Origin of the sequence: Mesorhizobium sp. DCY119, assembly GCF_003590645.1 — a bacterium.
GTDB lineage: Bacteria > Pseudomonadota > Alphaproteobacteria > Rhizobiales > Rhizobiaceae > Mesorhizobium_M.
Window position 1 is genome coordinate 3,792,972 of sequence record NZ_CP031834.1, and the last position, 26,002, is coordinate 3,818,973.

Annotated in this window: 29 protein-coding genes; 12 read left to right on the top strand and 17 right to left on the bottom strand. The window is 61.6% G+C overall.

Annotation, left to right across the window (positions count from 1 at the left end):
• The first annotated feature begins 7 nt into the window (after window positions 1-7).
• The 5 genes from DZG07_RS18430 (at window position 8) to moaB (ending at window position 3,427) form a co-directional block, all read left to right on the top strand.
• Window positions 8-787 carry a methyltransferase gene (locus tag DZG07_RS18430; protein WP_119819411.1) on the top strand — a complete coding sequence of 260 codons (780 nt, stop codon included), beginning with the start codon at window positions 8-10 and terminating at the stop codon, window positions 785-787.
• A gap of 73 nt (window positions 788-860) precedes the next feature.
• Window positions 861-1,730, top strand: coding sequence for a S49 family peptidase (locus DZG07_RS18435; RefSeq protein WP_119819414.1), 870 nt, complete (start codon window positions 861-863; stop codon window positions 1,728-1,730).
• A gap of 72 nt (window positions 1,731-1,802) precedes the next feature.
• Window positions 1,803-1,988, top strand: coding sequence for a hypothetical protein (locus DZG07_RS18440; RefSeq protein ID WP_091913747.1), 186 nt, complete (start codon window positions 1,803-1,805; stop codon window positions 1,986-1,988).
• A 20-nt stretch (window positions 1,989-2,008) separates the two neighbouring features.
• Window positions 2,009-2,875, top strand: coding sequence for a 4-(cytidine 5'-diphospho)-2-C-methyl-D-erythritol kinase (locus DZG07_RS18445; RefSeq protein WP_119819417.1), 867 nt, complete (start codon window positions 2,009-2,011; stop codon window positions 2,873-2,875).
• A gap of 3 nt (window positions 2,876-2,878) precedes the next feature.
• A complete protein-coding gene (moaB, locus tag DZG07_RS18450) occupies window positions 2,879-3,427 on the top strand; it encodes a molybdenum cofactor biosynthesis protein B (protein ID WP_091913745.1) in 549 nt (182 codons plus the stop codon).
• Between the two features lie 21 nt (window positions 3,428-3,448).
• Here the strand turns inward: moaB and DZG07_RS18455 are convergent, their stop codons facing one another.
• The gene (locus tag DZG07_RS18455; RefSeq protein WP_091913744.1) at window positions 3,449-3,955 is read right to left on the bottom strand and encodes a glycosyltransferase; all 507 of its coding nucleotides are present in this window, start codon (window positions 3,953-3,955) and stop codon (window positions 3,449-3,451) included.
• 1,850 nt (window positions 3,956-5,805) lie between these two features.
• Between DZG07_RS18455 and DZG07_RS18465 the strand changes: the two genes are divergently transcribed.
• The gene (locus tag DZG07_RS18465) at window positions 5,806-6,960 is read left to right on the top strand and encodes a PA0069 family radical SAM protein (RefSeq protein WP_119819420.1); all 1,155 of its coding nucleotides are present in this window, start codon (window positions 5,806-5,808) and stop codon (window positions 6,958-6,960) included.
• 256 nt (window positions 6,961-7,216) lie between these two features.
• Window positions 7,217-7,915, top strand: a complete 699-nt coding sequence (locus tag DZG07_RS18470) for a ribonuclease HII (RefSeq protein WP_119819422.1) — start codon at window positions 7,217-7,219, stop codon at window positions 7,913-7,915.
• A 91-nt stretch (window positions 7,916-8,006) separates the two neighbouring features.
• Here the strand turns inward: DZG07_RS18470 and DZG07_RS18475 are convergent, their stop codons facing one another.
• The 7 genes from DZG07_RS18475 to DZG07_RS18505 form a co-directional block, all read right to left on the bottom strand.
• A complete protein-coding gene (locus DZG07_RS18475; RefSeq protein ID WP_091918642.1) occupies window positions 8,007-8,486 on the bottom strand; it encodes a F0F1 ATP synthase subunit B in 480 nt (159 codons plus the stop codon).
• A gap of 9 nt (window positions 8,487-8,495) precedes the next feature.
• A complete protein-coding gene (locus tag DZG07_RS18480; protein WP_119819425.1) occupies window positions 8,496-9,077 on the bottom strand; it encodes a F0F1 ATP synthase subunit B in 582 nt (193 codons plus the stop codon).
• A gap of 66 nt (window positions 9,078-9,143) precedes the next feature.
• Window positions 9,144-9,368, bottom strand: a complete 225-nt coding sequence (locus DZG07_RS18485; RefSeq protein WP_091918644.1) for a F0F1 ATP synthase subunit C — start codon at window positions 9,366-9,368, stop codon at window positions 9,144-9,146.
• A 73-nt stretch (window positions 9,369-9,441) separates the two neighbouring features.
• Entirely contained in the window at window positions 9,442-10,191 is a 750-nt protein-coding gene (locus tag DZG07_RS18490) for a F0F1 ATP synthase subunit A (protein WP_091918645.1), read from the bottom strand.
• Between the two features lie 36 nt (window positions 10,192-10,227).
• Window positions 10,228-10,638, bottom strand: a complete 411-nt coding sequence (locus DZG07_RS18495) for an AtpZ/AtpI family protein (protein ID WP_091918675.1) — start codon at window positions 10,636-10,638, stop codon at window positions 10,228-10,230.
• Window positions 10,639-10,892: 254 nt separating this feature from the next.
• Entirely contained in the window at window positions 10,893-12,053 is a 1,161-nt protein-coding gene (locus tag DZG07_RS18500) for a cell wall hydrolase (RefSeq protein WP_119819427.1), read from the bottom strand.
• 131 nt (window positions 12,054-12,184) lie between these two features.
• On the bottom strand, window positions 12,185-13,477 hold the full coding sequence (locus tag DZG07_RS18505; RefSeq protein WP_091918647.1) for an MFS transporter: 1,293 nt from the start codon (window positions 13,475-13,477) through the stop codon (window positions 12,185-12,187).
• A gap of 110 nt (window positions 13,478-13,587) precedes the next feature.
• Between DZG07_RS18505 and DZG07_RS18510 the strand changes: the two genes are divergently transcribed.
• Window positions 13,588-14,517, top strand: a complete 930-nt coding sequence (locus tag DZG07_RS18510) for a LysR substrate-binding domain-containing protein (RefSeq protein ID WP_119819430.1) — start codon at window positions 13,588-13,590, stop codon at window positions 14,515-14,517.
• A gap of 24 nt (window positions 14,518-14,541) precedes the next feature.
• Here DZG07_RS18510 and der read toward each other — a convergent pair whose 3' ends face one another.
• Together der and DZG07_RS18520 are read right to left on the bottom strand one after the other, a co-directional pair.
• On the bottom strand, window positions 14,542-15,972 hold the full coding sequence (gene der, locus DZG07_RS18515) for a ribosome biogenesis GTPase Der (RefSeq protein ID WP_119819433.1): 1,431 nt from the start codon (window positions 15,970-15,972) through the stop codon (window positions 14,542-14,544).
• A gap of 9 nt (window positions 15,973-15,981) precedes the next feature.
• A complete protein-coding gene (locus DZG07_RS18520) occupies window positions 15,982-16,647 on the bottom strand; it encodes a tetratricopeptide repeat protein (RefSeq protein ID WP_119819436.1) in 666 nt (221 codons plus the stop codon).
• Window positions 16,648-16,920: 273 nt separating this feature from the next.
• Between DZG07_RS18520 and DZG07_RS18525 the strand changes: the two genes are divergently transcribed.
• Window positions 16,921-17,880 (top strand): polysaccharide deacetylase, encoded by a 960-nt coding sequence (locus DZG07_RS18525; RefSeq protein WP_245429653.1) that lies wholly within the window; start codon window positions 16,921-16,923, stop codon window positions 17,878-17,880.
• Between the two features lie 29 nt (window positions 17,881-17,909).
• Here DZG07_RS18525 and sbmA read toward each other — a convergent pair whose 3' ends face one another.
• The gene (gene sbmA, locus DZG07_RS18530; protein ID WP_091918652.1) at window positions 17,910-19,166 is read right to left on the bottom strand and encodes a peptide antibiotic transporter SbmA; all 1,257 of its coding nucleotides are present in this window, start codon (window positions 19,164-19,166) and stop codon (window positions 17,910-17,912) included.
• A 122-nt stretch (window positions 19,167-19,288) separates the two neighbouring features.
• Window positions 19,289-20,455, bottom strand: a complete 1,167-nt coding sequence (locus tag DZG07_RS18535; RefSeq protein WP_245429514.1) for a YbfB/YjiJ family MFS transporter — start codon at window positions 20,453-20,455, stop codon at window positions 19,289-19,291.
• 131 nt (window positions 20,456-20,586) lie between these two features.
• Between DZG07_RS18535 and DZG07_RS18540 the strand changes: the two genes are divergently transcribed.
• Window positions 20,587-20,994 carry an MAPEG family protein gene (locus tag DZG07_RS18540; protein WP_091918653.1) on the top strand — a complete coding sequence of 136 codons (408 nt, stop codon included), beginning with the start codon at window positions 20,587-20,589 and terminating at the stop codon, window positions 20,992-20,994.
• On the opposite strand, the gene DZG07_RS18545 is transcribed toward DZG07_RS18540, so the two are convergent.
• A complete protein-coding gene (locus DZG07_RS18545) occupies window positions 20,991-21,194 on the bottom strand; it encodes a hypothetical protein (protein WP_119920282.1) in 204 nt (67 codons plus the stop codon). The genes DZG07_RS18540 and DZG07_RS18545 overlap by 4 nt on opposite strands.
• Window positions 21,195-21,289: 95 nt before the next feature.
• On the opposite strand from DZG07_RS18545, the gene DZG07_RS18550 reads away from it, so the two are divergent.
• Entirely contained in the window at window positions 21,290-22,243 is a 954-nt protein-coding gene (locus DZG07_RS18550) for a LysR substrate-binding domain-containing protein (RefSeq protein WP_119819448.1), read from the top strand.
• 33 nt (window positions 22,244-22,276) lie between these two features.
• Complete coding sequence (locus tag DZG07_RS18555; protein WP_119819451.1) at window positions 22,277-23,530, top strand: aminopeptidase; 1,254 nt, start codon at window positions 22,277-22,279, stop codon at window positions 23,528-23,530.
• A 70-nt stretch (window positions 23,531-23,600) separates the two neighbouring features.
• Here DZG07_RS18555 and DZG07_RS18560 read toward each other — a convergent pair whose 3' ends face one another.
• From DZG07_RS18560 to DZG07_RS18575, 4 genes are all read right to left on the bottom strand, one after another.
• Window positions 23,601-23,954 (bottom strand): ArsC family reductase, encoded by a 354-nt coding sequence (locus DZG07_RS18560; RefSeq protein WP_119819454.1) that lies wholly within the window; start codon window positions 23,952-23,954, stop codon window positions 23,601-23,603.
• A gap of 30 nt (window positions 23,955-23,984) precedes the next feature.
• A complete protein-coding gene (locus tag DZG07_RS18565) occupies window positions 23,985-24,566 on the bottom strand; it encodes a 2'-5' RNA ligase family protein (RefSeq protein WP_162931649.1) in 582 nt (193 codons plus the stop codon).
• Window positions 24,567-24,688: 122 nt separating this feature from the next.
• Window positions 24,689-25,102: a GFA family protein gene (locus DZG07_RS18570; RefSeq protein WP_119819458.1), complete on the bottom strand. Its 414-nt coding sequence runs from the start codon at window positions 25,100-25,102 to the stop codon at window positions 24,689-24,691.
• Window positions 25,103-25,148: 46 nt separating this feature from the next.
• Entirely contained in the window at window positions 25,149-25,922 is a 774-nt protein-coding gene (locus DZG07_RS18575) for a thioredoxin family protein (RefSeq protein ID WP_162931650.1), read from the bottom strand.
• Window positions 25,923-26,002: the final 80 nt, after the last annotated feature.

A 26,002-nucleotide genomic window follows, 5' to 3' on the forward strand; every position in this document is an offset into this window, starting at 1 on the left:
GGCGCCTATGACATCCGAGCGCGAGCCCGCGGACCATACGATCGACGCCTTCCACCGTGGAAATTTCTGGCTGGTGCAGCCGCGCGGCGGGCACCGCTCCGGCATGGATGCGCTGATGCTGGCGGCTTGCGTACCTTCGGATTTCAGCGGCGTGCTTTGCGATTTCGGCGCGGGTGCTGGTGCAGCCGGTCTTGCCGTTGCAGCGCGTTGCCCCAAGGCGACGATCAACCTTATCGAGCAATCGCCCGAAATGGCCGCTTTTGCGCAAAAGTCGCTCGCTCATGAAGGCAATGCGCACCTGCGCGACCGCCTCTCGGTTCTGGTCGCGGATGTCGCGCTTACAGGCAAGGCCCGCGTGAAAGCCGGTCTCGCCGACAAATCCTGCGACTTCGTCATCATGAACCCGCCCTTCAACGAGGCGCGCGACCGGGCCACACCCGATGCGCTCAGAAAGCAGGCGCATGTGATGGAGGACGGGCTGTTCGAAAGCTGGCTGCGCAGTGCGGCCGCCATGGTCAGGCCGCGCGGCGGGCTCGCCTTGATCGCACGGCCGCAATCGCTTAGCGACATCCTTGCAGCACTGGAAGGCCGCTTCGGCTCAGCCGAGATCGTGCCGGTCCACCCTCGCGCCGACAAGGCAGCGATCCGCATCGTGCTCAGGGCACGGCTCGGCGCGCGCGGCGCGCTTTCGCTCATGCCGCCGCTCGTTCTTCATGACGACGGCAACGCGCTTTCACCCCGCGCAGACGCGATCAGCAACGGCCGTGCTTCACTTTTCGGCGATTGAGCGGCGTGCGCGGGATTGTGGTTTGCGCTCAGATACCTACATGCGAAGCATCAAGGACCGGAGAAACACCTAAGTGAGACGACTGCTCAGCCGCCTTCTGCCGAAATCGATGCGCTCGGGGGCAGTCACGATCCCGGTCATCCGGCTCCATGGAACCATCATGTCGGGCGGCGGCCAGTTCCGGCCGAGCCTGTCGCTGGCCTCGACCGCCAGCCTGATCGAAAAGGCATTCGCCGTCACCGACGCGCCCGCCGTCGCCATCTCCATCAATTCGCCCGGCGGCTCGCCTGTCCAGTCGCGGCTGATCTACAAGCGCATTCGCGATCTCGCGACCGAGAAGAACAAGCGCGTGCTGATCTTCGTCGAGGATGTCGCGGCCTCCGGCGGCTACATGATCGCGGTGGCGGGTGACGAGATCATCGCCGACCCCTCCTCTATCGTCGGCTCGATCGGCGTGGTTTCGGCCTCCTTCGGCTTCACCGAGCTGATGAAGAAGATCGGCGTCGAGCGCCGTGTCTACACCGCCGGCAAGAACAAGGCCGTGCTCGACCCGTTCAAGCCGGAGAACAAGGCAGACATCGAGCGCCTGAAGGCGCTGCAGCTCGAAGTGCATGATACCTTCATCGATCTGGTCAAGGAGCGGCGCGGCTCCAAGCTGAAGGACGATCCCGATCTTTTCACCGGCCTGTTCTGGACCGGCAAGAAGGGCCTCGAACTCGGCCTGGTCGACGCGCTGGGCGACATGCGCACCGTGCTGAAGCAGCGTTTCGGGCCCAAGACGCGGCTGCAGCTGATCACGCCGCCGCGCGGGTTTTTCGGGCGCCGGCTTGGCGTTTTCGGCTCAGCCGCCGGCTTCTCCGCGCCTGACATTGCGGGTGCCGCAGCTGGTGGCCTAATCGATGCGGCGGAAGAGCGCGCGCTCTGGTCCCGCTTTGGACTTTAAAAAGGCGGCCCATTGTGCCTATGATGGGCCTACCCTGACCGGCAGCCCGAACCTCCAGGAGGACAAGGACAGATGCCACAGATTATCTTTTTCGCCCTCGTCGGCCTGGCCGCCTATTACGGCTATCGCTCCTTCGTCAAGGAAGCCGAGCGCGTGACGGCGAAAGTCCGCCGCGCCGAACGGCAGTCCGCCAATGGCACGATGGGCACGCTGGTCAAGGATCCCAAGACCGGCGAATACCGTCTGGCCAAGGACTGATCAGGGCACCTCAGAGCATCATGGATTCCGGCTTCGTGTCGTCCGCCGAACACGCGCCGGCGAAAATCAACCTCGCGCTCCACGTCACCGGGCAGCGCGCTGACGGTTTTCATCTGCTCGAAAGCCTCGTCGTCTTCACCGAATTCGGCGACCACATCACTGTGGCCGCCGCCGAGGAAGACAGCTTCGTCGTCATGGGCCATTTCGCCGCCCAGGTGCCGCTCGACGGCGGCAATCTCGTCATCCGCGCCCGCGACGTGCTGCGCGAGGCCTACCCGGAAGACGCTGCCGCGCCCGTTGCCATCACGCTGGAAAAGAACCTGCCCATCGCCTCAGGCATAGGCGGCGGCTCCAGCGATGCTGCGGCCGCCCTGCGCGCGCTGGCGCGCCACTGGAACCTCGATGCCGACCTGTCGGTCCTGGCCCTGAGGCTCGGCGCCGACGTGCCGATGTGCCTGCTCGCCCGTCCGCTGCTGGCGCGCGGCATCGGTGAGATCGTCGATCCCTTGGCCAACTATCCTTCCCTGCCGCTGGTGCTGGTCAATCCCGGCATCGGCGTCGCCACGCCGGATGTGTTTCGCGCGCTCGAAAGCCGCGAAAACCCCTCCTTTTCGCCGCCGCCCGCCGACCCGGAGCCGGCGCATGTTATCGAATGGCTGCGCGCCACGCGCAACGATCTCGAAACGCCGGCAAAGGCGCTTGCCCCGGCCATCACCGAGGCGCTCGACGCGCTGCGCAGCACGGGTGCCGCCTTCGTCCGCATGTCAGGTTCGGGCGCCACCTGTTTCGGCGTCTTCGAAACCACGGCTGCTGCCGCAAACGCTGCAAATGCGATCGAACAGGCCAAGCCCGGCTGGTTCTCGGTCGCAACATCGAGCATGAGATAGCCAATGGCAAACGAGACGCGCCCCTTCATTCCTGTCCGCATCGCGGTGCTGACCGTCTCCGACACCCGCACGCTGGCCGATGACAAATCCGGCCAGACGCTTGCCGACCGCATCACCGAGGCCGGCCACATGCTTGCCGCACGTGACATCGTCACCGACGACAAGGACAAGATACGCGCGCAGGTTCTGGAATGGTCGCGCAACGACGCCATCGACGTCGTCATCACCACCGGCGGCACCGGCTTCACCGGCCGCGACGTGACGCCCGAAGCGCTGGAACCCATCTTCGAAAAGCGCATGGATGGCTTTTCCGAGGTTTTCCACCGCATTTCCTACGACAAGATCGGCACCTCGACGATCCAGTCGCGGGCGACCGGCGGCGTCGTCAACGCCACCTTCGTCTTCGTCCTGCCCGGCTCGCCCGGCGCCTGCAAGGACGCCTGGGACGGCATCATCAAGGCACAGCTCGATTACCGTCACATGCCCTGCAATTTCGTGGAAATCATGCCGCGGCTCGACGAGCATCTCAAGCGCGGCGACAAGACGGCCTGATCTTGGCCGCTCTGCTATGGGTTATTTGCGCAGCGGCGCCACACGAATTTCGGCCGAAATCCGCTTCGTCGCCAGTCCGCGCGCAACCGCTTCGGCGTCTGCCGCATGGCGCGACAGGGGAAGCGCCTGCGACTTCCTGATGACCAGTCCCTCACTCAGTGCTGTTCTCGAGGTCAGCACACGCGAGAAAAAGGGCTGCCTGTCCAGCCGCGAGCGGGAAAAGCGGGCAGGCATGGCCATCATCTCCATGTGGTCCTGCACGGCCTCGGTCCAGCCATCCACCAGCCGCGCGCCAGGTTCCAGCAGCAGCAGCCAGTCGCTCTTGGCCTGCGCCACGCCGGCACCTATGCCGCCGGTGATGTAGTGACAGCCGGCCTGATCGGCGACCTTGTGCGTCTGGTCCGACGAGCCGAGATCGCACACGATAACCTCGCGCACCGTGCCCTCGACAGCAGCACCCACCAGCGACGCCAGCGTGCGAGCCAGCGCTTCCTCGTTGTTCCGGGTTTCGATTACAACCGACAGCATAATATTCGCGTAGCCTAAACTTTTACCGAGCGCCACTTCGTAATTAGCCGGTTAGGCTTCAGCGGGCTGAATCTGCACTGCTGCGCCGGGCGTTGACGTTTAGCGAAGGCGCAACATGCCGTTCGTCATCCCGGAAACCGGAGCGAAGCGCAGGTTATCCGGGACCCATTCCGAGCATCCGCAGGCACGGCCCGGTCCTGACGGTGAGACCTCTGCACCGTTGCGTTCTTCTTTGAGGTTCTGGCATGGATCCCGGGTCTGCGCATTCGCTCCGCTCATGCTGCGCCCGGGATGACGAAGGAGAGGTCCGCGCTTCGAAGTTCAACTTTGGCGATTAGCGGTAACAACCATGAAGTCGTCATCCCGGAAACCGCAGCGAAGCGCAGGTTATCCGGGACCCATTGGTCGCAGCATCGTCAGGCGCGGCCCCGTCCTGATGTTGACGCGCGTTCAGCACCGCCGAAGCTCGTCTCCGTTCCGGCATGGGTCCCGGGTCTCCGCATTCGCTTCGCTCATGCTGCGCCCGGGATGACGAAGAGAGGACAGCACTTCTAACATCAACCTTGGCGATTGGCGGCGCCAACCATGAAGTCGTCATCCCGGAAACCGAAGCGAAGCGGAGGTTATCCGGGACCCATTCCGAGCATCGTCAGGCACGGTCCCGTCCTGATGTTGACGCGCATTCTGTACCGTCGAAACGCTTCTCCGTTCCGGCATGGATTCCCGACACTCTCCGCTCGTTCCTCGCTCACGAGGTCGAGAATGACGAATTGCATTTAGGCTTGCCGCTAATCTTCGGCCTTGGTGAGTTGCCGGCACGGCAGCTAAGAATCGCTGCCGATTTCGGACGATTTGCGGGCGTGGCAACCAACGAGCTCCGCCCATCTCCAACGTCGGCGGCTTGCCGCCGGGCAACCAGCAAGCTCGGCGCATCTCCAACGTTGGCGGCTTGCCGCCCGGGCAAACAACAAGCTCGTCATTCTCGACCTCGTGAGCGAGGAACGAGCGGAGAGTGTCGGGAATCCATGCCGGAACATCGGTGAAGGCCGCAGCGGTGCAGAACTGCCGAAGCTGAAGCTCGCGAATTGGGGGAAAGATTCACCGCAGATTTCCAACCAACCCATTGTTTCCACTCACCCCACACATTTTTTCACGCCCGATTTATCCCCCTCATTTCCACCTCCGGCATAATCCCCTCATCGCTCTTGCGGGACCGGGTTCTGGAACCGGGATCGGGGAGAGCGGCGGTGACCTCCCGCCCTGGTGTGGTAGCCAGGAACCCGAGGGCCCGACACAGGCCGGCGTCCTGCGGCCGCATGCCCTGACTGGAAGCTTCAGGTGAAAACCTGTGGCGGAAGGATCAAGGGCAGATCGCGCAGGATGCGGAGAACCCGCGGCGTCTTGTCCATGGAATGTACATGGAGCGGGCGTTGTGACCGACCGACTTCGGGACAGACACCGAGCGGGGCGCGGAAGTCGCGCCACGTACTAAACATTAGGAAGGCACGGCCATGCGCCCCGCTTCCCACCCTCGTAGAGGGGAGTTCTTTGACAATGGCCAGATGCGAAAGCAGGCGTGGCGATGATGAAGCGCGCCCACGTCTTCTCCCCCCTCGAGGGGGAGATGGCTGCAAAGCAGCCAGAGGGGGTCGTTCATGCCGCACTCGGCACAAAGGGAACGTCGAGCACTTCCGCAAGGACCCCACCCGGCCCTTCGGGCCACCCTCCCCTCAAAGGGGAGGGGAACGCCCGCTTACAAAGTTCTTGCTTTGTTCTCATTTTCAAAATAGGAATAGTTTCATGAACGGCGCGATTCGCGCCCCCGTAAAACCCGGTTGGAGAACGGCGGAATGGAACCGATTGCACGCGCAGATGTTGCGGCTTTCAGGAACGGAGGTTCCGCGATGGCCAATGCGATGATCGAGGAAAGCGGCATCCGAATTCACGACGAGCGCCGTCGTGGCCGGGCTGCCGGCATCAATCCGACCGGCCGGTTCGAGCCGGTGACGCGTCATGTCTTCGACGATGGCTGGAACAGCTTTGAGGAACTGCCTCCGTTCAAGACGGAGGTGCAGACCGAAAAGCCGCGCACCATCATCACCCGCAACACATCGCCGGACATTTCCTTCGACCGTTCGATCAATCCCTATCGCGGCTGCGAACATGGTTGCGTCTATTGCTTCGCCCGGCCGACCCACAGCTATATGGGCATGTCGCCGGGGCTCGATTTCGAATCCAAGCTGTTTGCCAAGCCGGATGCCGCAAAACTGCTGGACAAGGAGCTTTCCAAGGAAGGCTATCAGGCACGCACCATCGCCATCGGCACCAACACCGACCCCTACCAGCCGATCGAAAAGCAGTGGCGCATCATGCGCGAAATCCTGGAAGTTCTGGAGGCGCGCAGCCACCCTGTCGGCATCGTCACCAAGTCGGCGCTGGTCACGCGCGACATCGACATCCTGTCGCGGATGGCCGAGCGTGGGCTCGCCAAGGTGGCATTGTCGGTGACGACGCTGGACCGGATGCTTGCCCGCACCATGGAGCCGCGCGCGTCCACACCGACCAAGCGCCTCGAAGCCATTCGCCAGTTGAGCGATGCCGGCATTCCGGTCGGCGTGATGGCAGCCCCCATCATTCCGGGCCTCAACGACCAGGAGATCGAGCGCATCCTCGACTCGGCCCGCGCCGCCGGCGCGCGCGAGGCGGGCTATGTCATCCTGCGCCTGCCGCTGGAAGTCAGCCCGATCTTCAAGGACTGGCTGCTGCGCCACTATCCCGACCGCTACCGGCACGTCATGTCGCTGATACGCTCGATGCGCGACGGCAAGGATTACGATGCCGAATGGGGCAAGCGCATGAAGGGCACCGGTCCCTATGCCTGGCAGATCGGCCGCCGTTTCGAAATCACCGCGCGCAAGCTCGGTCTGAATGTCGAAAGGAAGCAGCTGCGCACCGACCTGTTCGTCGGCGTCGAGAAGAAGAACGAACAGCTGATGCTGCTTTAGCCTTGGGTTTGTTGAGATTCGGGTCAGGCCGAGTCGAAAGTGATGGTTTTTGAGAACCGGAGCGGAGCGTACATTTGGGTACGTGAGCACCGGAAGCGCAGAAAGCCATCACTTGCAGACCGGCATCACCCGAATATCGATAAACCGAAAATCCCGTCCGGCTTTTCCCCGACTGCCGACGGTGCCTTCCCTGCCCCCGCCCCTCGGCTCGGAAGGACTTGCGGAGAATCGGGGCCGATGCGACCATCGCCGCACCATGGCTCGCGCACGCTCCGATTCTCCGCCCCTCTTCGAAATCCTCGAACGACCCGATTTTTCGGTCGAGACGCGCGCGATCGCGCGCGGCCAGTGGCCGGTCGCCGGAATGGACGAGGCCGGCCGTGGCCCGCTCGCCGGGCCGGTGGTCGCGGCCGCAGTCGTGCTCGATCCGAAGCGCATTCCCGCCGGGCTCGACGATTCCAAGCGGCTCACCGGCATCCAGCGCGAGGAGCTTTTTTCAGAAATCCTTGCCACCGCCCTCGGCGTCTCGATGGCCTCGGTCTGTGCGGAAGGCATCGATCGCAGCGATATCCGCAAGGCCAGCCTGGAAGCCATGCGGCGTTCGCTGTGCGGCCTGCCGCTGGCGCCAAAACTGGCGCTTGCCGATGGCCGCGACGTGCCGCCCGGCCTGCCCTGCGATTGCGAAGCGCTGGTGAAGGGCGATCAGCGCTCGCAGTCGATCGCCGCCGCCTCGATCGTCGCCAAGGTCATGCGCGACCGCATGATGACCGGCTGCGGCCAGACCGACACGCGCTACGGCTTCGAAATCCATATGGGCTATGCGACCGCGCGTCACCGCGCAGCAATCGACGTCCATGGCGCGGTCGCGCGCTGGCACCGCGTCTCCTTCGCGCCGTTTCGGCTCGCTGACGAGTTGCAGGCAGGAGCTGCCAACGACGACGAATTCGCGCTCTAATTGGCCCTACACCGCAAAAGAAAAAAGCCGCCGGAATTTCCAGCGGCTTTTTTGATCTTTGAATTTTCCGGCCGAAGCTGGAAGCCAAAACTCAGTTGAGCTTCGACTTCACTTCCTGCAGCGACGCCTTGAAGATGTCGCCGTCGGCCTTTGTGTCTACCTTGCCGGCGAGCAATGCCCGCGCTGCCTCGACCGCCAGATCGACGGCGCTCGAACGCACCTCGTTGACGGCGTCGCGCTCGGCCTGGCCGATCTTCTGCTCGGCAAGAGCGGTGCGGCGGGTAACGTAGTCCTCGGTCTTCTTCTGCGCTTCAGCGACCAAAAGTTCGGCCTCGCGCTTGGCGGCTTCGACGATCTCAGCTGCTTCCTTCTCGGCTTCCTTCCGCTTGCGCTGGAATTCGGCGAGAAGCTGCTGGGATTCCTCGCGCAGACGGCGGGCTTCTTCAAGTTCGTCACTGATGCGCTTGGCGCGCTCATCCAGCGACTTGCCGATCACGCCCGGCACCTTCAGGTAGAAGACGACGGCGAGGAAGATAACGAGGGCTACTGTTGCCCAGAATGTTGCGTCCATGGCCCTCTCCTACTCCCGAACCGCTTTCACGGCGGCAGCGACGGCAGCCTTGTCGGCCTTGCCACCGATCAGTTCCTGGACGATGGCAGCAGCCGTGTCCTCGGCGATCGTGCCGACTTCCTTCATCGCTGAAGACTTGATCGAGGCAATGTGAGCTTCGGCTTCGCCGAGCTTCTGCTCGAGTGCGGCTTCAACCTTCTTGCGTTCGACGTCGGCGTCAGCCTTGGCACTGTCGCGCGCCTGCTGGCCGATGGTATTCGCCTTGGCCTTGGCTTCGGCAAGTTCCTGCTCGTAGGCAGCAACTGCCGCATCCGCCTCGCTCTTCATCAAGGCAGCCTGATCCAGATCCTGCGCGATACGATCGCGACGGACTTCCAGGATGCCGCCGATGCGTGGCAGGACAACCTTTTTCAGGAACAGGTAGAACAGGCCGAACGTGATGGCCAGCCACAGGATCTGCGACGCAAAGGTCGACGAATCGAATGGCGGAAACGCCGGCTTGCCGCCAGCTTCATGGCCCGCACCGGTTTCGGTGTGGGTTTCGCCTTCAGCGGGGGCAGCTTCCTGCGCGTATCCCGGTGTCACAAACATCTGCTTCCCCTGTCCAGACAAACCGGCCGCACTGCGCGGCCGGCAGTATCATCGCTTTCGCAACTCTTATGTGAAGAGGAGCAGAAGAGCGACGAGGAGCGAGAAGATGCCCAGAGCTTCGGTCACGGCGAAGCCGAAAATCAGGCGGCCGAACTGACCGTCGGCAGCCGACGGATTGCGCAGGGCGCCCGCCAGGTAGTTGCCGAAAATCGTGCCGAGGCCGATGCCTGCGCCACCCATGCCGAGGCAGGCGATGCCCGCGCCGATTGCCTTTGCTGCGTCTACTTCCATGTCCAACTCCTTGTGGATCGAAATTCAGTCAATGCTTTCGTTAGGCGGAAGGAACCCCGCCGGCGACAGTTTCCTAGTGGCTCGGGTGCAGAGCGTCGTTGAGGTACATGCAGGTCAGCACCGCAAAGACATAGGCCTGCAGGAAGGCCACGAGAAATTCGAGGGCGGTGATCGCAACCGTCATAGCGAGCGGCAGGATCGAGCCGGCGACGCCGACCGCACCAAGTGTGCTCAGCGAGGCGACGAAACCGGCGAAAACCTTAAGCGTGATGTGTCCGGCCAGCATGTTGGCGAACAGACGAACCGAAAGGCTGATCGGCCGCGACAGGAACGAGATAACTTCGATGAGCACCACCAACGGCACGAGAATGCCCGGCACGCCCTGCGGAACGAAGAGTTTGAAGAAGCCGAAACCGTGCTTCATGATGCCGTAGACGACGACGGTTCCGATCACCAGCAGCGCCAGCATGAAGGTGACGATGATGTGGCTGGTGATGGTGAAGAAATACGGGAAAAGCCCGAGCAGGTTCGCGACGAGCACGAACATGAACAGCGAAAACACCATTGGGAAGAACTTCATCCCGTGCGTTCCCGCCGCATCGCGCAGCATGGAGGCCACGAATTCGTAGGACATTTCCGAGATCGACTGAAGCCGGCCGGGGATCAGGCCGCGGCTCGATGTCGTCAGGAAGAGGAAAAGGCCGGCGGCTGCGACGGTCGCGACCATGAAGGCGGACGAATTGGTGAAGGAGAAATCGAGACCGCCGATTTCGATCGGAATCCATTTCGTGATGTGAAACTGATGGATCGGATCGTTGGCCACCTGGACCCCCTCGGCAAGAAGCGCCCGCAGGCGCGATTACGTATTATCTGGACCCTCGGGGCCTTTCTTCGGCACCCTTGGACCCGCATCTGCAACGACGCCTGCGGAACGCAGGACATTGAGAACCCCGGCGCCAAATCCCAGGAGCAGGAAAATGATCAAACCCCATGGCGAAGTCCCCGCCATTCGGTCGATCACCCAGCCGAGCCCGACACCAACCGCTATCCCCGCGATAAACTCGCTGGACAGCTTCAAGGCCTGACCATAGCCGGCAACACCGCTCGACTTAGCACCCTCTCGACTGGCGCTTCCATCCGGCCTTCTTGTCGCAAGAGATGCTTCAAGCTGACGCCGGCGGCGCTCCAGGTCGTCGTCGCGGAATTCAGGTTTGTCTTGATCTCCAGGCCCGGTTTTTCCGGTTTCGTCTGGCCTTTTCTTGTTGGCCACCGCAACCTCCTGCCTGGATAGAACAGCACCGTCCATCCGCTTCAAAGTCGCCGGCAACATAGTTAGCGAGGCCATCCCCGTCAAGCCACGGAGTGGGTGGTCAAACCATGTATTTTATGAAGTAAAATCAATCATTTAAAAAAGTGCGACAACCTGCCCGGCATATATCACCCGTCGCTGCGCGCGAATCCGCAGGGAATCCTCCCCGCGGGCTATGCGGCTCCCACCGCCGACAGGAGGCTGGCTTGCGACAATCAGCTCCAGCCACCGCCATAGGTGCGATAGAAAATATGCAGACCGATTTTCTTCATCTTCTCCATCGTCCGTGCCCAGCGCGGGCTAACATATTCGGCGTAATAGTGCGTGGAGGAGGCAACCTCGGGAATGAAGATCTTGCCGGCGGTGACCGCCATGGCGATATCTTCGGCGATCTTGTAGTGCTCGCGGCTGGTCACGACCTTCTTCCTGCCGTCGCAGGCAAAGGAGAACTGGCAACGGTTGAGCCAGTTGTCGTTCTGGTAGACGACGCCGCAGATGGTGCTGGGATAGGCAGGATTGCGGACGCGGTTCAGGATGACCTGGGCGACAGCCGCCTGCCCTTTCAGGCTTTCGCCGCGCGCCTCGAAATAGATGGCCGTGGCCAGGCACTTCTGCTCGGGCTTGGAGAATACGCTCGCCGGCAGGGGCTTGCTCATCCAATTGTGGTCGCCCTCGGATACCGGCGGAATGAAGCGACCGTCATTCGGCGTCTCATCCTTGAGCAGGCTCTCGAAAGGCGAGGATTTGGCGTAGTCGGGCTCGGCTGGGGCATAGGCCGTGGCCAGAATGTCCGGCGTGTCGTTGTTGACGAGATCGGCGAGCATCGCGGGAACGCCCGGCGCCCGCTTCTTGTCTTCCTTGACGTAGAAGGCAGTCGCGATCTGGATTTCCTTGCCCTTGATCGTCGACTTCACGAAGGCCTGCTTCAGGCCGGCATCGAATTCAGGGAGAATAAGGGAACTGGTGCGATCCAGCACCGAGCCGGCATTGAACGCCTTGGGCGGGGCGACCGGCGTGACATTGACGATGCGCCCTTTCTTCTCGCTGCGATTGATGCGTTCTTCGTCCGGCACGTCGTTGGCGGCAGCACCCTTGCCTTTGAAGGCCACGGAGCCGATGCCGGGAGCGTTGACGCCCGAACCGGAGATCGAACCTGTGGGCATGTTTGCGTCCGCGAAGGGCATTTCGGCCGCATGCACGGAACCCGCCACTGACGTCTGGACGAAGGCGTTCCAGCGTGTGTCCGACGTTTCGACACCGGACACCAGACTGCGCATGTCCTGATAAGCCACCGTGGTCGGAAATCCGACCCAGATACCCAATCCGACAACAAGGGGAGGCAGGAACGAACGCTTTTTCAGATTGGCAACAACCATCTGCAGCGTCGGTAGACGTCGATGCACAGAAACTCTCCAGAACGCAACAGAAACCCTCTGGAGAGAAAATGATGCATTAACCTTGATGGAGGGTTAACGGCCCCGCTCCGCTTTGCCCTATCGTTGCTGAATCAGGCCTCATTGCGGCCAGCGGCGGGCGGCAGGAAAATCGGCCATGCGACCAGAGCGCACACTGCCGCGCACAGCCATACACCGGCCCACGACAAGAAGGCCAAAAGCCATGGAATGGCGATAGGCACCAGAAAAAAGGCAATGAACACAAAACTGTTGGCGAGCCCCAAGGCCGTGCCGGCGCGGCTGGCACCTGCCAGCGTTGCAAGTTCGGTATAGGCGACGCCATGCCACGATGAAATGCTGATCCCGGCGAGAACAAGAACTGCGATCGTCGCCGGCAAGGCGGCATCCTTGATATCAGGTATTTCGGCTGATGCCGCCACGAGCAGGGCAAGCCCAACAAAGGCAACTGTGCTCAGCATGCTGCAGAACCGCAGGTAAGCGCGCCGATTGCCTTTGCGGTCGGTCCAATGTCCGCTCCATACCCGCATGACCATAGCGCCAACCTGGACCGCGGCAATCGTGGCACTGGAGACAGCAGTGCCGGCACCACCGAAATCATGCAGAAAAATGACGGCAAAGGTGAGTATGGCTACCTGCGGAAAGCAGAGGATGCCGATCGCAATCGAAATTCGCCATATGGTGACGTCATGCAGGACGGCCGGCTTCGCAGAGGCGGGCTTTTCGCAGTCGGCGGGGGGCCTGTTCTCAGCTGCCTGAGGTTGGTGCAGCCATAGCCATGCGAAGAGCACGGTCATTGCGGAAAACGCGGCGAGCAACCCATAGACCGCCGCAAAACCGTAAGCCGAGGCGAGTGACGGAAGGAGGAGCGCGCCGAGCCCGCCTCCGAGCGGTATCGCCGTCTGCCTGACGCTCATGGCAAAGCCGCGCTCCCCTTCCTGAAACCAGGCCATGATGGCGCGCCCGCTCGATCCGTTGACGCTGCCGCCAAGCAAACCCGTCACAAGAAGTCCGACAGCCAGCGGGACAATACCCGGTACGAAATCCGCCGACGGAACGACTGCAAATGCCATCAGAAAGAGCCAGGCCGACATAGCGGCGAGACCCGTCAGCAGGACGCCGCGGTCACCCCAGCGGTCGGTCAGCAGACCCCACGGCAGTTCGCTCACGGCCACGCCAAGACCCATGAGACCAAGCACGAAACCAAGCTTGCTGTTGTCGAGATGATAGCCGACGCGCATGAACACCGCCGTTGTCGGAATGCCGGAAAAGGTGGCGGAGAAGCAGGCATTGGCGACCACGCCGATACCCAGCACCTTCCAGCGATGATTTGAGCGCAACTGCCCTGTCTCGACACGATGCGGCGTGACGCTGGAGACCGATACCATGGCTAAGATTCCTTTGGTTCACGACTTGACGGTCAGCTTTTATCGCCATAGCTTCATCCTTAAAATCAGGAAGTTTTTGACTATCGGTACCAAAAATCAGGACTAATACCGTGAGACAAATTACATTTGATCTCGACGTGCTGCGCAGCTTCGTGACGGGCATGGAGCTTGGAAGCTTTGCCAAGGCCTCGGATCGGCTGGGGCGCTCGACGTCGGCCGTAAGCGCTCAGCTCAAGAAGCTGGAGGAGCAGGCGGGCACGCCCATCTTCCGCAAGTCAGGGCGCGGACTGGCGCTGACGGACGCCGGCGAAACCATGCTTGGCTACGCGCGGCGCCTGCTGGAGCTGAACGACGAGGCTGCGTCCGCGATCAGCGGCGTCGAGCTTGAAGGATGGGTTCGGCTCGGGCTGCAGGAAGATTTCGGCGAAGCCGTTCTACCGGATGTACTCGGACGCTTTGCCCGCGCGCACCCCAAGGTGAAAATCGAAGCAAGAATCGCCCGCAGCCACGAACTCGCCGAGCGGGTGACCACCGGCAGTCTCGATCTTGCCTTGGCCTGGCACAACGGAGACAGGCTGCCACATAGCGAGCATGTCGCGGACGTTCCAATGCGCTGGATCGGTCCGGCGCGGCCGATGCAAGAAAGTCTGCTCAGCGAAAGAGAATTGCCGCTCGCGGCACTCGAGGCGCCGTGCCTGTTGCGGACCAAGGCGACGGAGACGCTCGATCGAGCCGGAAGACCGTGGCGAATGGCTTTTTCGAGTCCCAGCCTAAGCGGTATATGGGCCGCCGTCGCTGCCGGACTTGGTCTGACGATCCGAACAGACATCGGCCTGCCCGCAAGCGTGGTGGCATTGACGCCGGGGGTGTCAGGGCTGCCCGCATTGCCGCACATGGCGCTTAATCTGCATCACAAGGATGCCGACCCTGACCCGGTAACGGGAAAGCTCGCCGAAATCCTGATCCAGGGCGTCATGGATGCCTTGCCGGAAAACACATTGAGTTCGTTTGCCCGCAACAAACTGAAGAACGTTGCCTGACCCTGCGATCCGGGCAGGCGATCTTCAGCCGCGCTTTTTCGCGCGCCCGGCAAAGGGATTTTCGGAAGCCCTGAGCGCCATGCGGATGGGCACGCCCGGCATGTCGAAGGATTCGCGCAGGCTGTTGACGAGATAGCGCACATAGGACTGTGGCATCGAGTCCGGTCGCGTGCAGGACAATACGAACCCCGGTGGCCGGGTTTTCGCCTGCGTGATGTATTTGATCTTGAGACGGCGGCCGGCAACGGCGGGCGGCGGATGATGGGCGAGGATGCCCTCCAGCCAGCGATTGAGCCGGCCGGTCGAAATGCGGCTGTTCCAGACCTTGTGGGTCTTGAGAACCGCGTCCATCAGCTTGTCGAGGCCGCGGCCGGTTTCAGCCGAGATCGGCACCGCCTGAAGCCCGCGCACCTGCGGCAGAAGCCGCGTGGTTTTTTCGCGCAGCTCGGCAAGCGTTTCCTGCGGGTTCTCGATCATGTCCCATTTGTTGAAGGCGATCACCAGCGCCCTGCCCTCGCGGATGATCAGGTCGGCGATCTGGAGATCCTGCTTCTCGAAAGGAATGGTCGCATCGAACACGACGACGACGACCTCGGCAAAGCGGATGGCGCGAAGCCCGTCGGCGACGGAAAGCTTCTCGAGCTTTTCCTGCACCTTGGCCTTGCGGCGCATGCCGGCCGTGTCGAACAACCGGATCAGACGGCCGCGCCATTCCCAGTCGACCGAAATCGAATCGCGGGTGATGCCGGCTTCCGGGCCGGTCAGCAGCCGCTCTTCGTCGATGAGCGCATTGATCAGCGTCGACTTGCCGGCATTCGGCCGGCCGACGACGGCAATGCGCATCGGCTTGGTGTCGTCATATTCGTGCTCGGCGTCCGGGTCGGCAATGTCCTCGCCGACCAGCACTTCGGTGACGGCAATTTCGTCTTCGTCCTCTTCGTCCTCGCCGAACACGCGGGCATGGCCGAGGGCGTCGACCACCGCATCGCGAAGATCCGGCAGGCCCTGCCCATGCTCGGCCGAAATCGGGATAGGCTCGCCGAGCCCGACTTCCCAGGCTTCCAGCATTCCGCCTTGAGAGCCTCGCGCTTCTGATTTGTTGGCAACCAGCACCACCGGCTTGCCTGCGCGCCGCACGATATCGGCGAATGCCTTGTCGTCCGGCATCAGGCCGGATTTCGAATCGACGACGAAGAAGATGAGATCGGCTTCGCTGATGGCGATCTCGGTCTGCGCCCGCATGCGGCCCTGAAGCGTGGCGGGAGCGGCCGTCTCGAAGCCAGCCGTATCGATCACATCGAAATGGAGATCGTAGAGTTTTGCCGCATGCACGCGGCGGTCGCGCGTTACGCCCGGCGTATCATCGACCAGTGCCAGCTTCTTGCCGACGAGGCGGTTGAAAAGCGTAGACTTGCCGACGTTAGGCCGGCCGATAATTGCGACTTTGAATGTCATCTCTCGGCATCACGACGCAGCGCCCGAACCGCGGATCAGTTCGGACATGAGGGTGGCACGTTCGCGTGCGTTGCGCGGCGCGCCGTCGTCGGATGAAATCTGCTCGAAAAGCTTCAGGGCGTCGCTGGCCTTGCCTTCCTTCCAGGCGGAAAGGCCGAGCGCCTCGCGCGCCGCGTGACGCAGCGTGTTGGTGTCGGCAGTCAGGTCTTCAACGCGCTTGGAGACGTCTTCATAAGAGCCGTGGTCGACCAGCACCAGGCCGGCGCGCAGACGGGCCATGTCGCGGATGGGGGCAGGAATGGCAGTGTCGGCAGCAACGGCGTCGAACGCCTTCACGGCGCCGTTGAAATCGCCCTTGTCGGCAAGCACGGTGGCCGAGCGCATGCGCGCCAGCACCGGATAGGCGCCATAACCTTCCGTCTCGAGCGTCTTCAGCGCGGCCAGCGCCTCGTCGGGCTTGCCGGAATTGGCGAGCGTCAATGCCTGCGAGAATTCGTCGCCGGAACGGTTTGCCTGATTTCCGGTCCAATACTCATAAGCCACGAAAAGCGCGGTGCCGAGAACGACCAGAACCGCAAGCACGATCATTGCGGGGCCAAAACGCTCCCACAGATCCCTTGCCCGCTGCTGGCGGATCTCCTCATTAACCTCGCGGAAGAAACTGTCGTCCGACATTCAATCTAACCATGTTTGCCCGCTTGGGGCTGTTGTGAGCCAGCGTTTTAGCGATATTTCGCCGGCATGGAAGGGGCGCGAAGCCAAAAATCAAAGAAACCGGCTTGTAACGAAGGCCGAAACCCGTCGCGTCGGGACTTCGGCTACCGCTTTGCTCGCATCCGTGCCATATTCACGGCATAGCCCTCCAAGCTGATCCCATCATTTTAGAATTGTATCATGTCTGTAGCCTTCCGCGTTTGTTTGCTTGCCAGCGTCTCCCTTTCCCTCGCAATGCCCGCCTCGGCAAAGCCTGTGGATGCACAAGCTTCGGTGAAGCCGCAATATGTCATCATCTCCTTCGACGGCGCGCACGAACTGGCGCAGTGGCAGCGCAGCCGCAACCTTGCGGCCCGCACCGGCGCGCGCTTCACCTATTTCCTGTCCTGCGTTTTCTTGCTGACTCGCGAGGACCGCAGCCAATACCTTGCTCCCGGCAAATCGGCCGGGCGCTCCAATGTCGGCTTCGCGCAATCCAAGGACGAAGTGCGCGCCCGGCTCGGCCAGATCTGGCTGGCACGCTCGGAAGGCCATGACATTGCCAGCCACGCCTGCGGCCATTTCGACGGCAAGGACTGGACCAAGGCGGACTGGCTGAAGGAATTTTCCGCCTTCTCGACGATTCTGCGCGACGCCTACACTATCAACGACATCACGGGCGAGCCGGAAGGCTGGCGGCAGTTTGCCGAAACTGAAATCAAGGGCTTTCGCGCGCCCTATCTTTCGACCAGCAAGAACCTTTACGCAGCCCTTGGCGAGGCCAATTTCTCATACGACGCCAGCAGCGTCTCTCGCGGCCCGGCTGAACCCGCCACGATCAACGGCATTGCCCGCTTCGCCCTGCCGCAGATCCCGGAGGGGCCGAACAAGCGTCGCGTCATCGCCATGGACTACAATATGTTCGTGCGCCATTCCGGCGGCTTCGAGCGCGAGGACAAGGACGCCGCCTTCGAAAACCGCGCCTACGATGCCTTCAAGACTGCGTTCGACGGCGAATACAAAGGCGGCCGCATTCCGCTGGAAATGGGTTTTCACTTTACCCTGATGAATGGCGGCGCCTATTGGCGCGCGCTGGAGCGTTTTGCCGGCGAAGTCTGCGTGAAAGCCGACGTGAAATGCGTCAGCTATGCGGAGTATCTTGCCGAAGTCGGGCAGAAGCCCGACCCACAGCAGACATCCGCACCCGGCGGCTGAGCCCGAAATCAGCCACCTTCCCCGAAAGCTTATTCGACAGTCTGAGCCTGCTGTTCCAGATAGTGCCGGTCGAGTTCCGGCAGCGGCGCATCCTCAAGTGTGGCTTCGAACGCGCGCAGACGTTTCTGGATGGAGATGAGCTCGACGATCGTCGGCCATGCATTGACCAGATATTGAAATGACGAGCTGACCTGGCTGAAGGCCGTTGAAACCTGCTGCCATAGGCCCATTGTGATCGCGCCGGCCGCGATGGTGGGGATAAGGATCACGCTGGCAAAGATGGCATCTGCCTGGATGTAGCCAGAGCGTACTACGTTGAAATAGGCGTAGTGAAAATAGAGCGTGAAATAGTTGCGCCTGACATGGGAAAAGAGTTCTGCAACCGTCGGCGGCTGCGCCCGCGCAGCGTCATCCTCGCCATAGACAAGTTCCTTTCGATAGGCGGCCTCCACTCGCTGGTTCTTGAATTCCAGCCCCGGCAGTTTGACGCCGGCAATCATCAGCAGCACCGTGCCAAAGATCGACCAGGTAACCGCGGCCACGACCAGCGAATAGGGAATTTCGCCGACAAGCGGCAAGACTTTCACATGGGTCGAAAGCTGTGCAAGCAGCGGGAGGAACGCAATCAGCGTCATCACGGAATCAATCAGGGAAACACCCAGACCCTCCATGGTGGTGGAGAACCGCATCGTATCTTCCTGCACGCGCTGAGATGCACCTTCGATGTGCCGCAGCTTTTGCCAGTAGCTCATGTAGTAGTCGTTCATCGCCGTGCGCCAGCGGAAGATATAGTGGCTGACAAAGAAGCGCGTGATCACGAACAGGCCCATCCCGGTTGCCCCGATCCAGGCGTAAATCGCAAACTTCGAATAGAGTTCGCCGGTGGAAACCGAATTGGGCGTCGTTATCGCTTTCTGAAAGAGATCGTAGAAAGGTCCGCGCCAGTTGTTGAGAGCGACATAGATCTGGACATTGAGATAGGTCGAAAACAGGATGAGCGACGACCCCAGGATCGACCAATTTTGCCAAGGGTGCGGAGAATAGACGCGCCAGAAAGCGTAAAAGGCTCCAACGAGAAAGCCGAAATATATGTAGAACCAGAGGAATGGCTTGGTCCACAAAACCGGAATGCCAAGAACCGGCGGAGCCTCCGCAGCAGCCGGCGGCAAACCGAAGACAGCGCCAAGCTGCTCACCGCCGAAGAACCAGAACAGAATTCCGGCCAAACACCAAATAGCCGCCGAAGTGAAAAACAGCTTCGGCTTCGGGAAAAACGATACGAACACTTGGGCGGGTTCCTTTCGGAGCGCGAAATGGTGGGGCTGCACTTCAAGGGCATGAAGTCACAGTTCGGCGCCAAAGAAAAGAAAGCCCTTTCTTCAGCGCCGCTTGCCGAGAAAGCCGACAATCATGGCGATTTTGGCGTTGGCCCAGCTGACCATGCGATGGCGCCGCAAAGCAGCAGCGCAAGTGCCGCACCGATTGAAGGCACGGTGAAGCTGCCCGACCATTCGGCCGCGAAACCGGCAAAGATCGGCCCGATTATCTGGCCGACGCCGAAGGCCGCAGTCATAAGGGCGAGCACGCGGCGCGGCGCCTCGGGCGCGAGCAACCTGCCTGCCTGAAGCCCGATCGCCGTGATTGCGATGAATGTGCCGCCAAGCAGAAACCCTGCGAGCAGAGGCCCGAAATAGCCGCCGATGCTGACGCTGGCCAAGACGCCGACAGCCTCGACGACACAGCCGACGGCAAAGGCAACGGTGAGACCGCGCCGCACCGAGACCTTGTTCCAGAGCCAGATCGAAGGGATTGCCGCCAGGCCGGTGACCAGCCAGACGACCGCCTCGAAGATGCGCCCGGCCTCGCTTTGGCGGACGATGGCGACGAGGAAGGTTGCCGTCACGACATAGCCGAAGCCGAATACGCCGTAGGCGACGATGATTTTCGCCAGCGGCAGGCTGTTGGGCAATTTCGGCTCACGGCGAGCCGTGCCGGTGACCAATGGCCCCTCATCGATGAGAAACCAGACGGCCAGAAAGCCCAGAGCCGACAGAACGGCCGAGCCCAACCAGCCATCAGGCCAGGCGGCATGCGCCCCGATAAGCACGGCCATCATCGCCGACGAAACCGCGATGCCAGTGCCGACGCCGCCAAAATGCAGCGCCTGGAGATCGTTGCGCCCTGCGAGGGCAAGATGGCTGAAGACGATGGTGGAGACGAACACCAGGACGAAAGCGCTGGCGATGCCTGCGAGAAATCGGATGGCCAGAAACGCAAACAGGCTATCGGTCAGCCCCATGCTTGCTGCGAGGACAGCGGTTGCGCCAAGCCCGATCAGCATCACGCTTCGCTCGCGCTCATGCGCCCAGCCGCCGGCGGCCCCGACTGCGCCGATCAGATAACCGACATAGTTAGCCGAGGCGATAAGCCCGGCATCGGCCGCCGACAGGCCGAGTTCATCCATCATGCCGGGCAAGATCGGCGTGTAGACAAAACGGCCAAAACCCATGGCAACGGCCATGGCAATCATGCCGCCGAAGGCGAAGCGAAGCGGAGGTAGCGACTCTGGTCTCATTGCGCCGGACCATATTCCCGTGCGCCTGCGGCGCAATCCCAATCCGATGGGCCAGAGCCGACGTGGCAGGCGTTTACCTTTGGAGCCACGGCCATTACAGATTTTGCGCAATCTTGCGGTGGGGGAAGTTCGTGAATCAGGCAGCTATCGCCACAGTCGGCATCTACGCAGCGCTGAATGCCTTCATTCTTCTGTGGCTGGTCCTTGCGACAAGCTCGCTTCGCAATCGTTACAAGGTCTGGATCGGCGATGGCGGCGTGGAACATATCGCCCGGATCATGCGCGGGCATGCCAACGCCGTCGAAAACATGCCGATAATGTTGATCCTGCTACTGATCGCGGCGCTTATCGGCACGCCGGTCTATGTGCTTCACCTGCTCGGAGCGGCCTTCACGATCGGTAGGGCGATCCATGCGTGGCATTTTATTGTCGAGCGCGGTCAGCAGTGGCAGCGCTTCATCGGCTTCACGCTCAGCGCACTGGCGTTGCTCGTGACTGCGCTCGGCGTGCTAACCCACGCAATCTGGACGCTGTTCTAGCCGCACGTGCCGCAGGCAACGCTCCGGCTGCGAAGCGGCTGATATCCGCGATTGAACGGCAGGTCGCCGAGTTCACGCTCCGACATTATTTCAAGTGCCGGATGGGCCAGCGGATCGCGCACCCAGACGGCGACGTCGTCATGGGCCGGCTGGCTGGAAGCAGGGTCGAAAAGCGCCTGAACGAATGAGAGAAACTTCATCTCCATTTTCCTTACCTTGCATTTCTACCCTGAATTTAAGCTAATGCAGCGGGTCAGCAATCGACATTTCCACGCCGCTGCTTTAGAAAAACTAAATCATGAATCTCAGCGGCGTCCATCTCAACGGGCTGCGCGCGGTCGAGGCCGTCGCGCGATGCGGCTCGCTTATCAAGGCGGCCGAGGAGCTTGGCGTTTCGCCAAGTGCTGTCAGCCAGCAGATAAACCGCACGGAAAAGCAGCTCGGCCGAACGCTGTTCGAGCGCAGGCCGTCGGGCCTCGTCCCGACCGAGTTTGGCGCGGTTTTCACGGCGCGCCTGAGCAGCGGTTTTCGCGAACTGGCGCAGGCCGTGGCGCTGGCCGACGATCGCACGTCGAACACGCTGATCGTCTCGATGGCGCCGGCAATCGCCGCGCGCTGGCTGGTACCGCGTCTCAGCCGCTTTTTCTCGCGATTTCCGGAAATCCTCATACGCATCGATGCCTCGACCCAGATCGCCGACCTCAACCGCTCGGATGTCGATCTGGGTATCCGGCTGGGCAGGGGCCGCTGGCCGGGCGCGCGGGCCGAACTGCTGCTGCCGATGGAGATATTTCCGGTCTGCTCGCCGCACGTCGCCCGCAAGCTGAAAGCCATTCCCGATCTTGCCAAGGTCTGGGAGATCCGCGACGAGAATTCCATGATCTCGTGGCAAGACTGGTTCAATGCCGCCGGCGTCGAACCGGTCATGCCCATCCAGGGAGCCAGTTTCACCGATCCGATCCTGTGCCTGGAGGCGGTGATCGCCGGCCAGGGCATCATGCTCGCGTGGCAGTTTCTTGCAGCAGACGCGCTAGCCGACGGCCGATTGGTCGCGCCCTTCGGCATCGCGGCACCGAGCGGGCTCGGCCACTATATCGTCACCGGCGAAGATAAGCGGGCAAGCCGCAAGGTCGATTGCTTTCGCAAATGGGTGCACGAAGAAGTAAGCGCGACGCTGGCAAATATGCAGTCGCCGCAGGTCCAGAAGCTCCCCGGCAGAGGTGTTCAGCCACCGCTTTCGGAGCTATGAATCCCGCCAGACACTCAAAGGAGCAGTTCTACCATGACCTCGCATATCAGCGCGATTGACGCTGCCATCGATCCCGTCAAACTCGACCGCCTGGCGGAAGTGGCCATCAAGATCGGCCTGCAACTGCAGCCCGGGCAGGACCTCGTGATGACGGCTCCGACTTCGGCGCTTGGTTTCGTGCGGCGTATCGTCGAGCACGCCTACAAGGCGGGCGCCGGCATCGTGACGCCGATCTTCTCGGACGATGAGCTGACGCTGGCCCGCTACCGCCACGCGCCTGACGCCAGTTTCGACAAGGCCGATGGCTGGCTCTATGACGGCATGGCCAAGGCTTTCGCCGGCGGTGCTGCACGGCTTGCGGTGCGCGGCGACAACCCGATGCTGCTTGCCTCGCAGGACCCGGCAAAGGTTTCGCGCGCCAACAAGGCCACCTCTATGGCTTACCGGCCGGCGCTGGAAAAGATCACCGGCTTCGACATCAACTGGAACATCGTCGCCTACCCGAACACCGCCTGGGCAAAACTGGTTTTTCCCAACGACCAGGAAGATGTTGCCGTCGCCAAGCTTGCCGACGCGATCTTTTCCGCCTCGCGGGTGAATTCGGACGATCCGGTAAGCGCCTGGAAGGACCACAATGCAGCCCTTGCCCGCCGCACAGCCTGGCTGAACGGCAAGGCTTTCCATGCTCTGCATTACACAGGCCCCGGCACCGATCTCACCATCGGCCTTGCCGACGGCCACAAATGGAACGGCGGCGCCGAGACCGCGAAGAACGGCATCACCTGCAACCCGAACATCCCGACCGAGGAAGTTTTCACCACGCCGCATGCCCGCCGCGTCGAGGGTCATGTCAGCAGCACCAAGCCGCTCTCCTATCAGGGCACGCTGATCGACAATATTTCAGTGCGATTCGAGGAAGGCCGCATTGTCGACGCGAACGCCTCAAAGGGCGCGGACGTGCTCGGCAAGGTTCTCGATACGGACGAAGGTGCGCGCCGTCTCGGTGAAGTGGCGCTGGTGCCACATTCCTCGCCGATCTCGCAGAGCGGGCTCCTGTTCTACAACACGCTGTTCGACGAGAATGCCGCCAGCCACATCGCGCTCGGCCAGTGCTATTCCACCTGCTTCAACGACAGCAACCTGTCGCCGCAGGAAGTCGCCGCGCGCGGCGGCAATTCGAGCCTGATCCACATCGACTGGATGATCGGCTCCGGCAAGATCGACATCGACGGCGTCAACAAGGACGGCAGCACCGAACCGGTCATGCGCGCCGGCGAGTGGGCCTGAGCATTTTAGCCGAATTGCGCCGCGCGCTCACGAGGTGCGCGGCGCAATGCCTTGTCCGGCATCGGGCCGGCTATTTTGTGGAGAACATTTCCGCGTAACGTTCCGGCTTGAAACCGACGAGCAATTTCCCGCTGACATCGAGCACAGGGCGCTTGACCATGGAAGGCTGCGCCAGCATCAACGCCATTGCTTTCTCGGTGTCGAGATCCTGCTTATCGCCCTCGGCAAGCGCCCGGAACGTGGTGCCGGCGCGGTTCAGCAGCACCTCCCAGCCGAGTCCCTTGCACCAACTCGCCAGCTGCGCGCGGTCAAGCCCCTCGGTCTTGTAGTCATGAAACTGATACTCGACTCCGTGGCTCTCCAGCCATGTGCGGGCCTTCTTCATCGTGTCGCAGTTCTTGATGCCGTAGATGGTGACGGTCAATTCCAGCCTCTCCTATTGCGCCAAGACGTTTTACCCGCGCAAAGGCCATCTGCCGAGTGTTTCATATTTGGTCTGGCCCAGTTTGCTGTGGATGAGGAAGAACTCATTGACCTCGAAACTGACGGGCTCGATCGGACACATCGGAACGGAAATTGGTGCATAGAACAGCGTCATATGCGGGGTGAACTCGAACCCCGCCTTCAGGCCGTTCTTTCGCATCGCAACAGCAAGGCGCTGGTGAAGCTCGAATGTTGCAGCGTTTCCGTCGCCACAGAGCACAAAAGGACACTTACCCGGGCGGCGGCCGGTGAAGGACATCGCTCGATCCAGAGAAACTGTGAAAGGCTTGCCCGACACGGCCTCTGCGGCCCGGCATGCAGCCCAGATATACTTGCTCTTCAGCCGAGGAAAATCGCCGACATGTTGCAGCGAAACGTGCAGATGATCAAGTGGACGCAATTGCGCGCTGATACCATACAAGCTCTTGATATGATTTCCGATTTTCTCGACTAGCGCCTTCGCCATCCCGCCCAGGAAGACGGTGAAGAATACGCGATCCGGATGCCTTCGCAGCGGGATATTTTCCTCCATGAAATCAAATCGCTTCTGCATGGCATACCTCCCTGGAATGCCCTCATCCTTCTGGGTTGACATCTAGAACAAAACAAGAACATTCGCAACAAAAATGATTCGGGAATGTGCTCAGAACCCACGCCCGCCAGATCAGACTGCATTCACCTTGGAGGCATCCTGTCGAATCTTGGCAGAGCTGGATCGAGGTGGTCCCACGCATGACCGCCGGCAGCCCAGAAAACCATTTGCGGTTTGTATCGGCCTGGATCGTCGAGGCTGGCAGCGCTGACGATGAAAAGATCAGGCATGTCTGGAAAGGTTATGTAGACAGGTGAACCGCAGGTGGGGCAGAAGGCGCGCGCTTTGACGGTTCCGCCCTCGCCCACCATGTTCCAATGGGTCGCTTCGCCCTCCACCTTCACGGGCGCGCCGTTGAAGGTCAGGTGGGATTGGTGCCCGGTGCCACTGTCATGCTGACACTGGCGACACTGGCAGTCGTTCATCATGATTGGTTCGGCAGAAATCTCATATCGGATCGCGCCGCAGGCGCATCCGCCGGTGTAAGGCTTGCTCACGTCTTTTCTCCTGCTGTGAAGTGGTTGCGGGCCGAGAAAACTTCGCTCAGCCCTTTTCGTACTCGTCGTGGCGCCGCCACCAGACGCCCTGTTCGTTGCGCCCTTTGGGTGCGCGGTCGAGCCACTGGTACGTGCCCCATAGGCCATCCAGCCCGCGCGCATAGGCGGAATAGGTGTGGTAGACGCGGCCGTCCTCGAGCACGAACGCGCTTAGGCCCGGTCTCTCTCGTGTGTATGTGGCAGTGTCGGTTCCGGACATGGTCGCGAAGATAGTGGCGCCGTCCGGCGTCGTACGCGAGGGTATCACGGCGACAGGCAACGGCGCCTCGCGCTCATAGTTGTATTCGATACCGCCTTCGCTCTGCTGCTCCTCGGTGAACCAGACATTGAAATCGGCGTTGAAGTCGCTGCTGAACGAGGATGCCCAGGGAAACGTCCAGCCCATCCGCCGCTTATAGACCTGCAGCTTTGCGAGCGGCGCCCGCGACACCGCCCAAAACGCGACGTCGTGGTTTTCCAGGTGGACGAAGACACCATTAAATCCATCCGCAATCGCGGAACAGGAAGGGCACCCCGCCTTGTAGTCCGGTCCGAACATGAAGTGGTACATGAGAAGCTGCGAGCGTCCTTTGAAGAGGTCTGCCAGCGTGGCATTCCCTTCATCGGTCTCGAAGCTGTATTGCTTGTCGATCCGAACCCAAGGCAGTTCCTGCCGCTGCTGCGCCAGCGTGTCACTGTGCCGCGTCAGCTCCTTTTCCTCCTTGAGCAGTGCTACCCGGGCCTTCAGCCACTGGTCTCGCGAAACGACTTGATGCGGCATGGTCAACCTCCTCTTGTCGAGATGCCTCTTTCCAGTTCGATCCCCTCGCCAATCTCCAATGCGGTCAGGTCTTCGATATG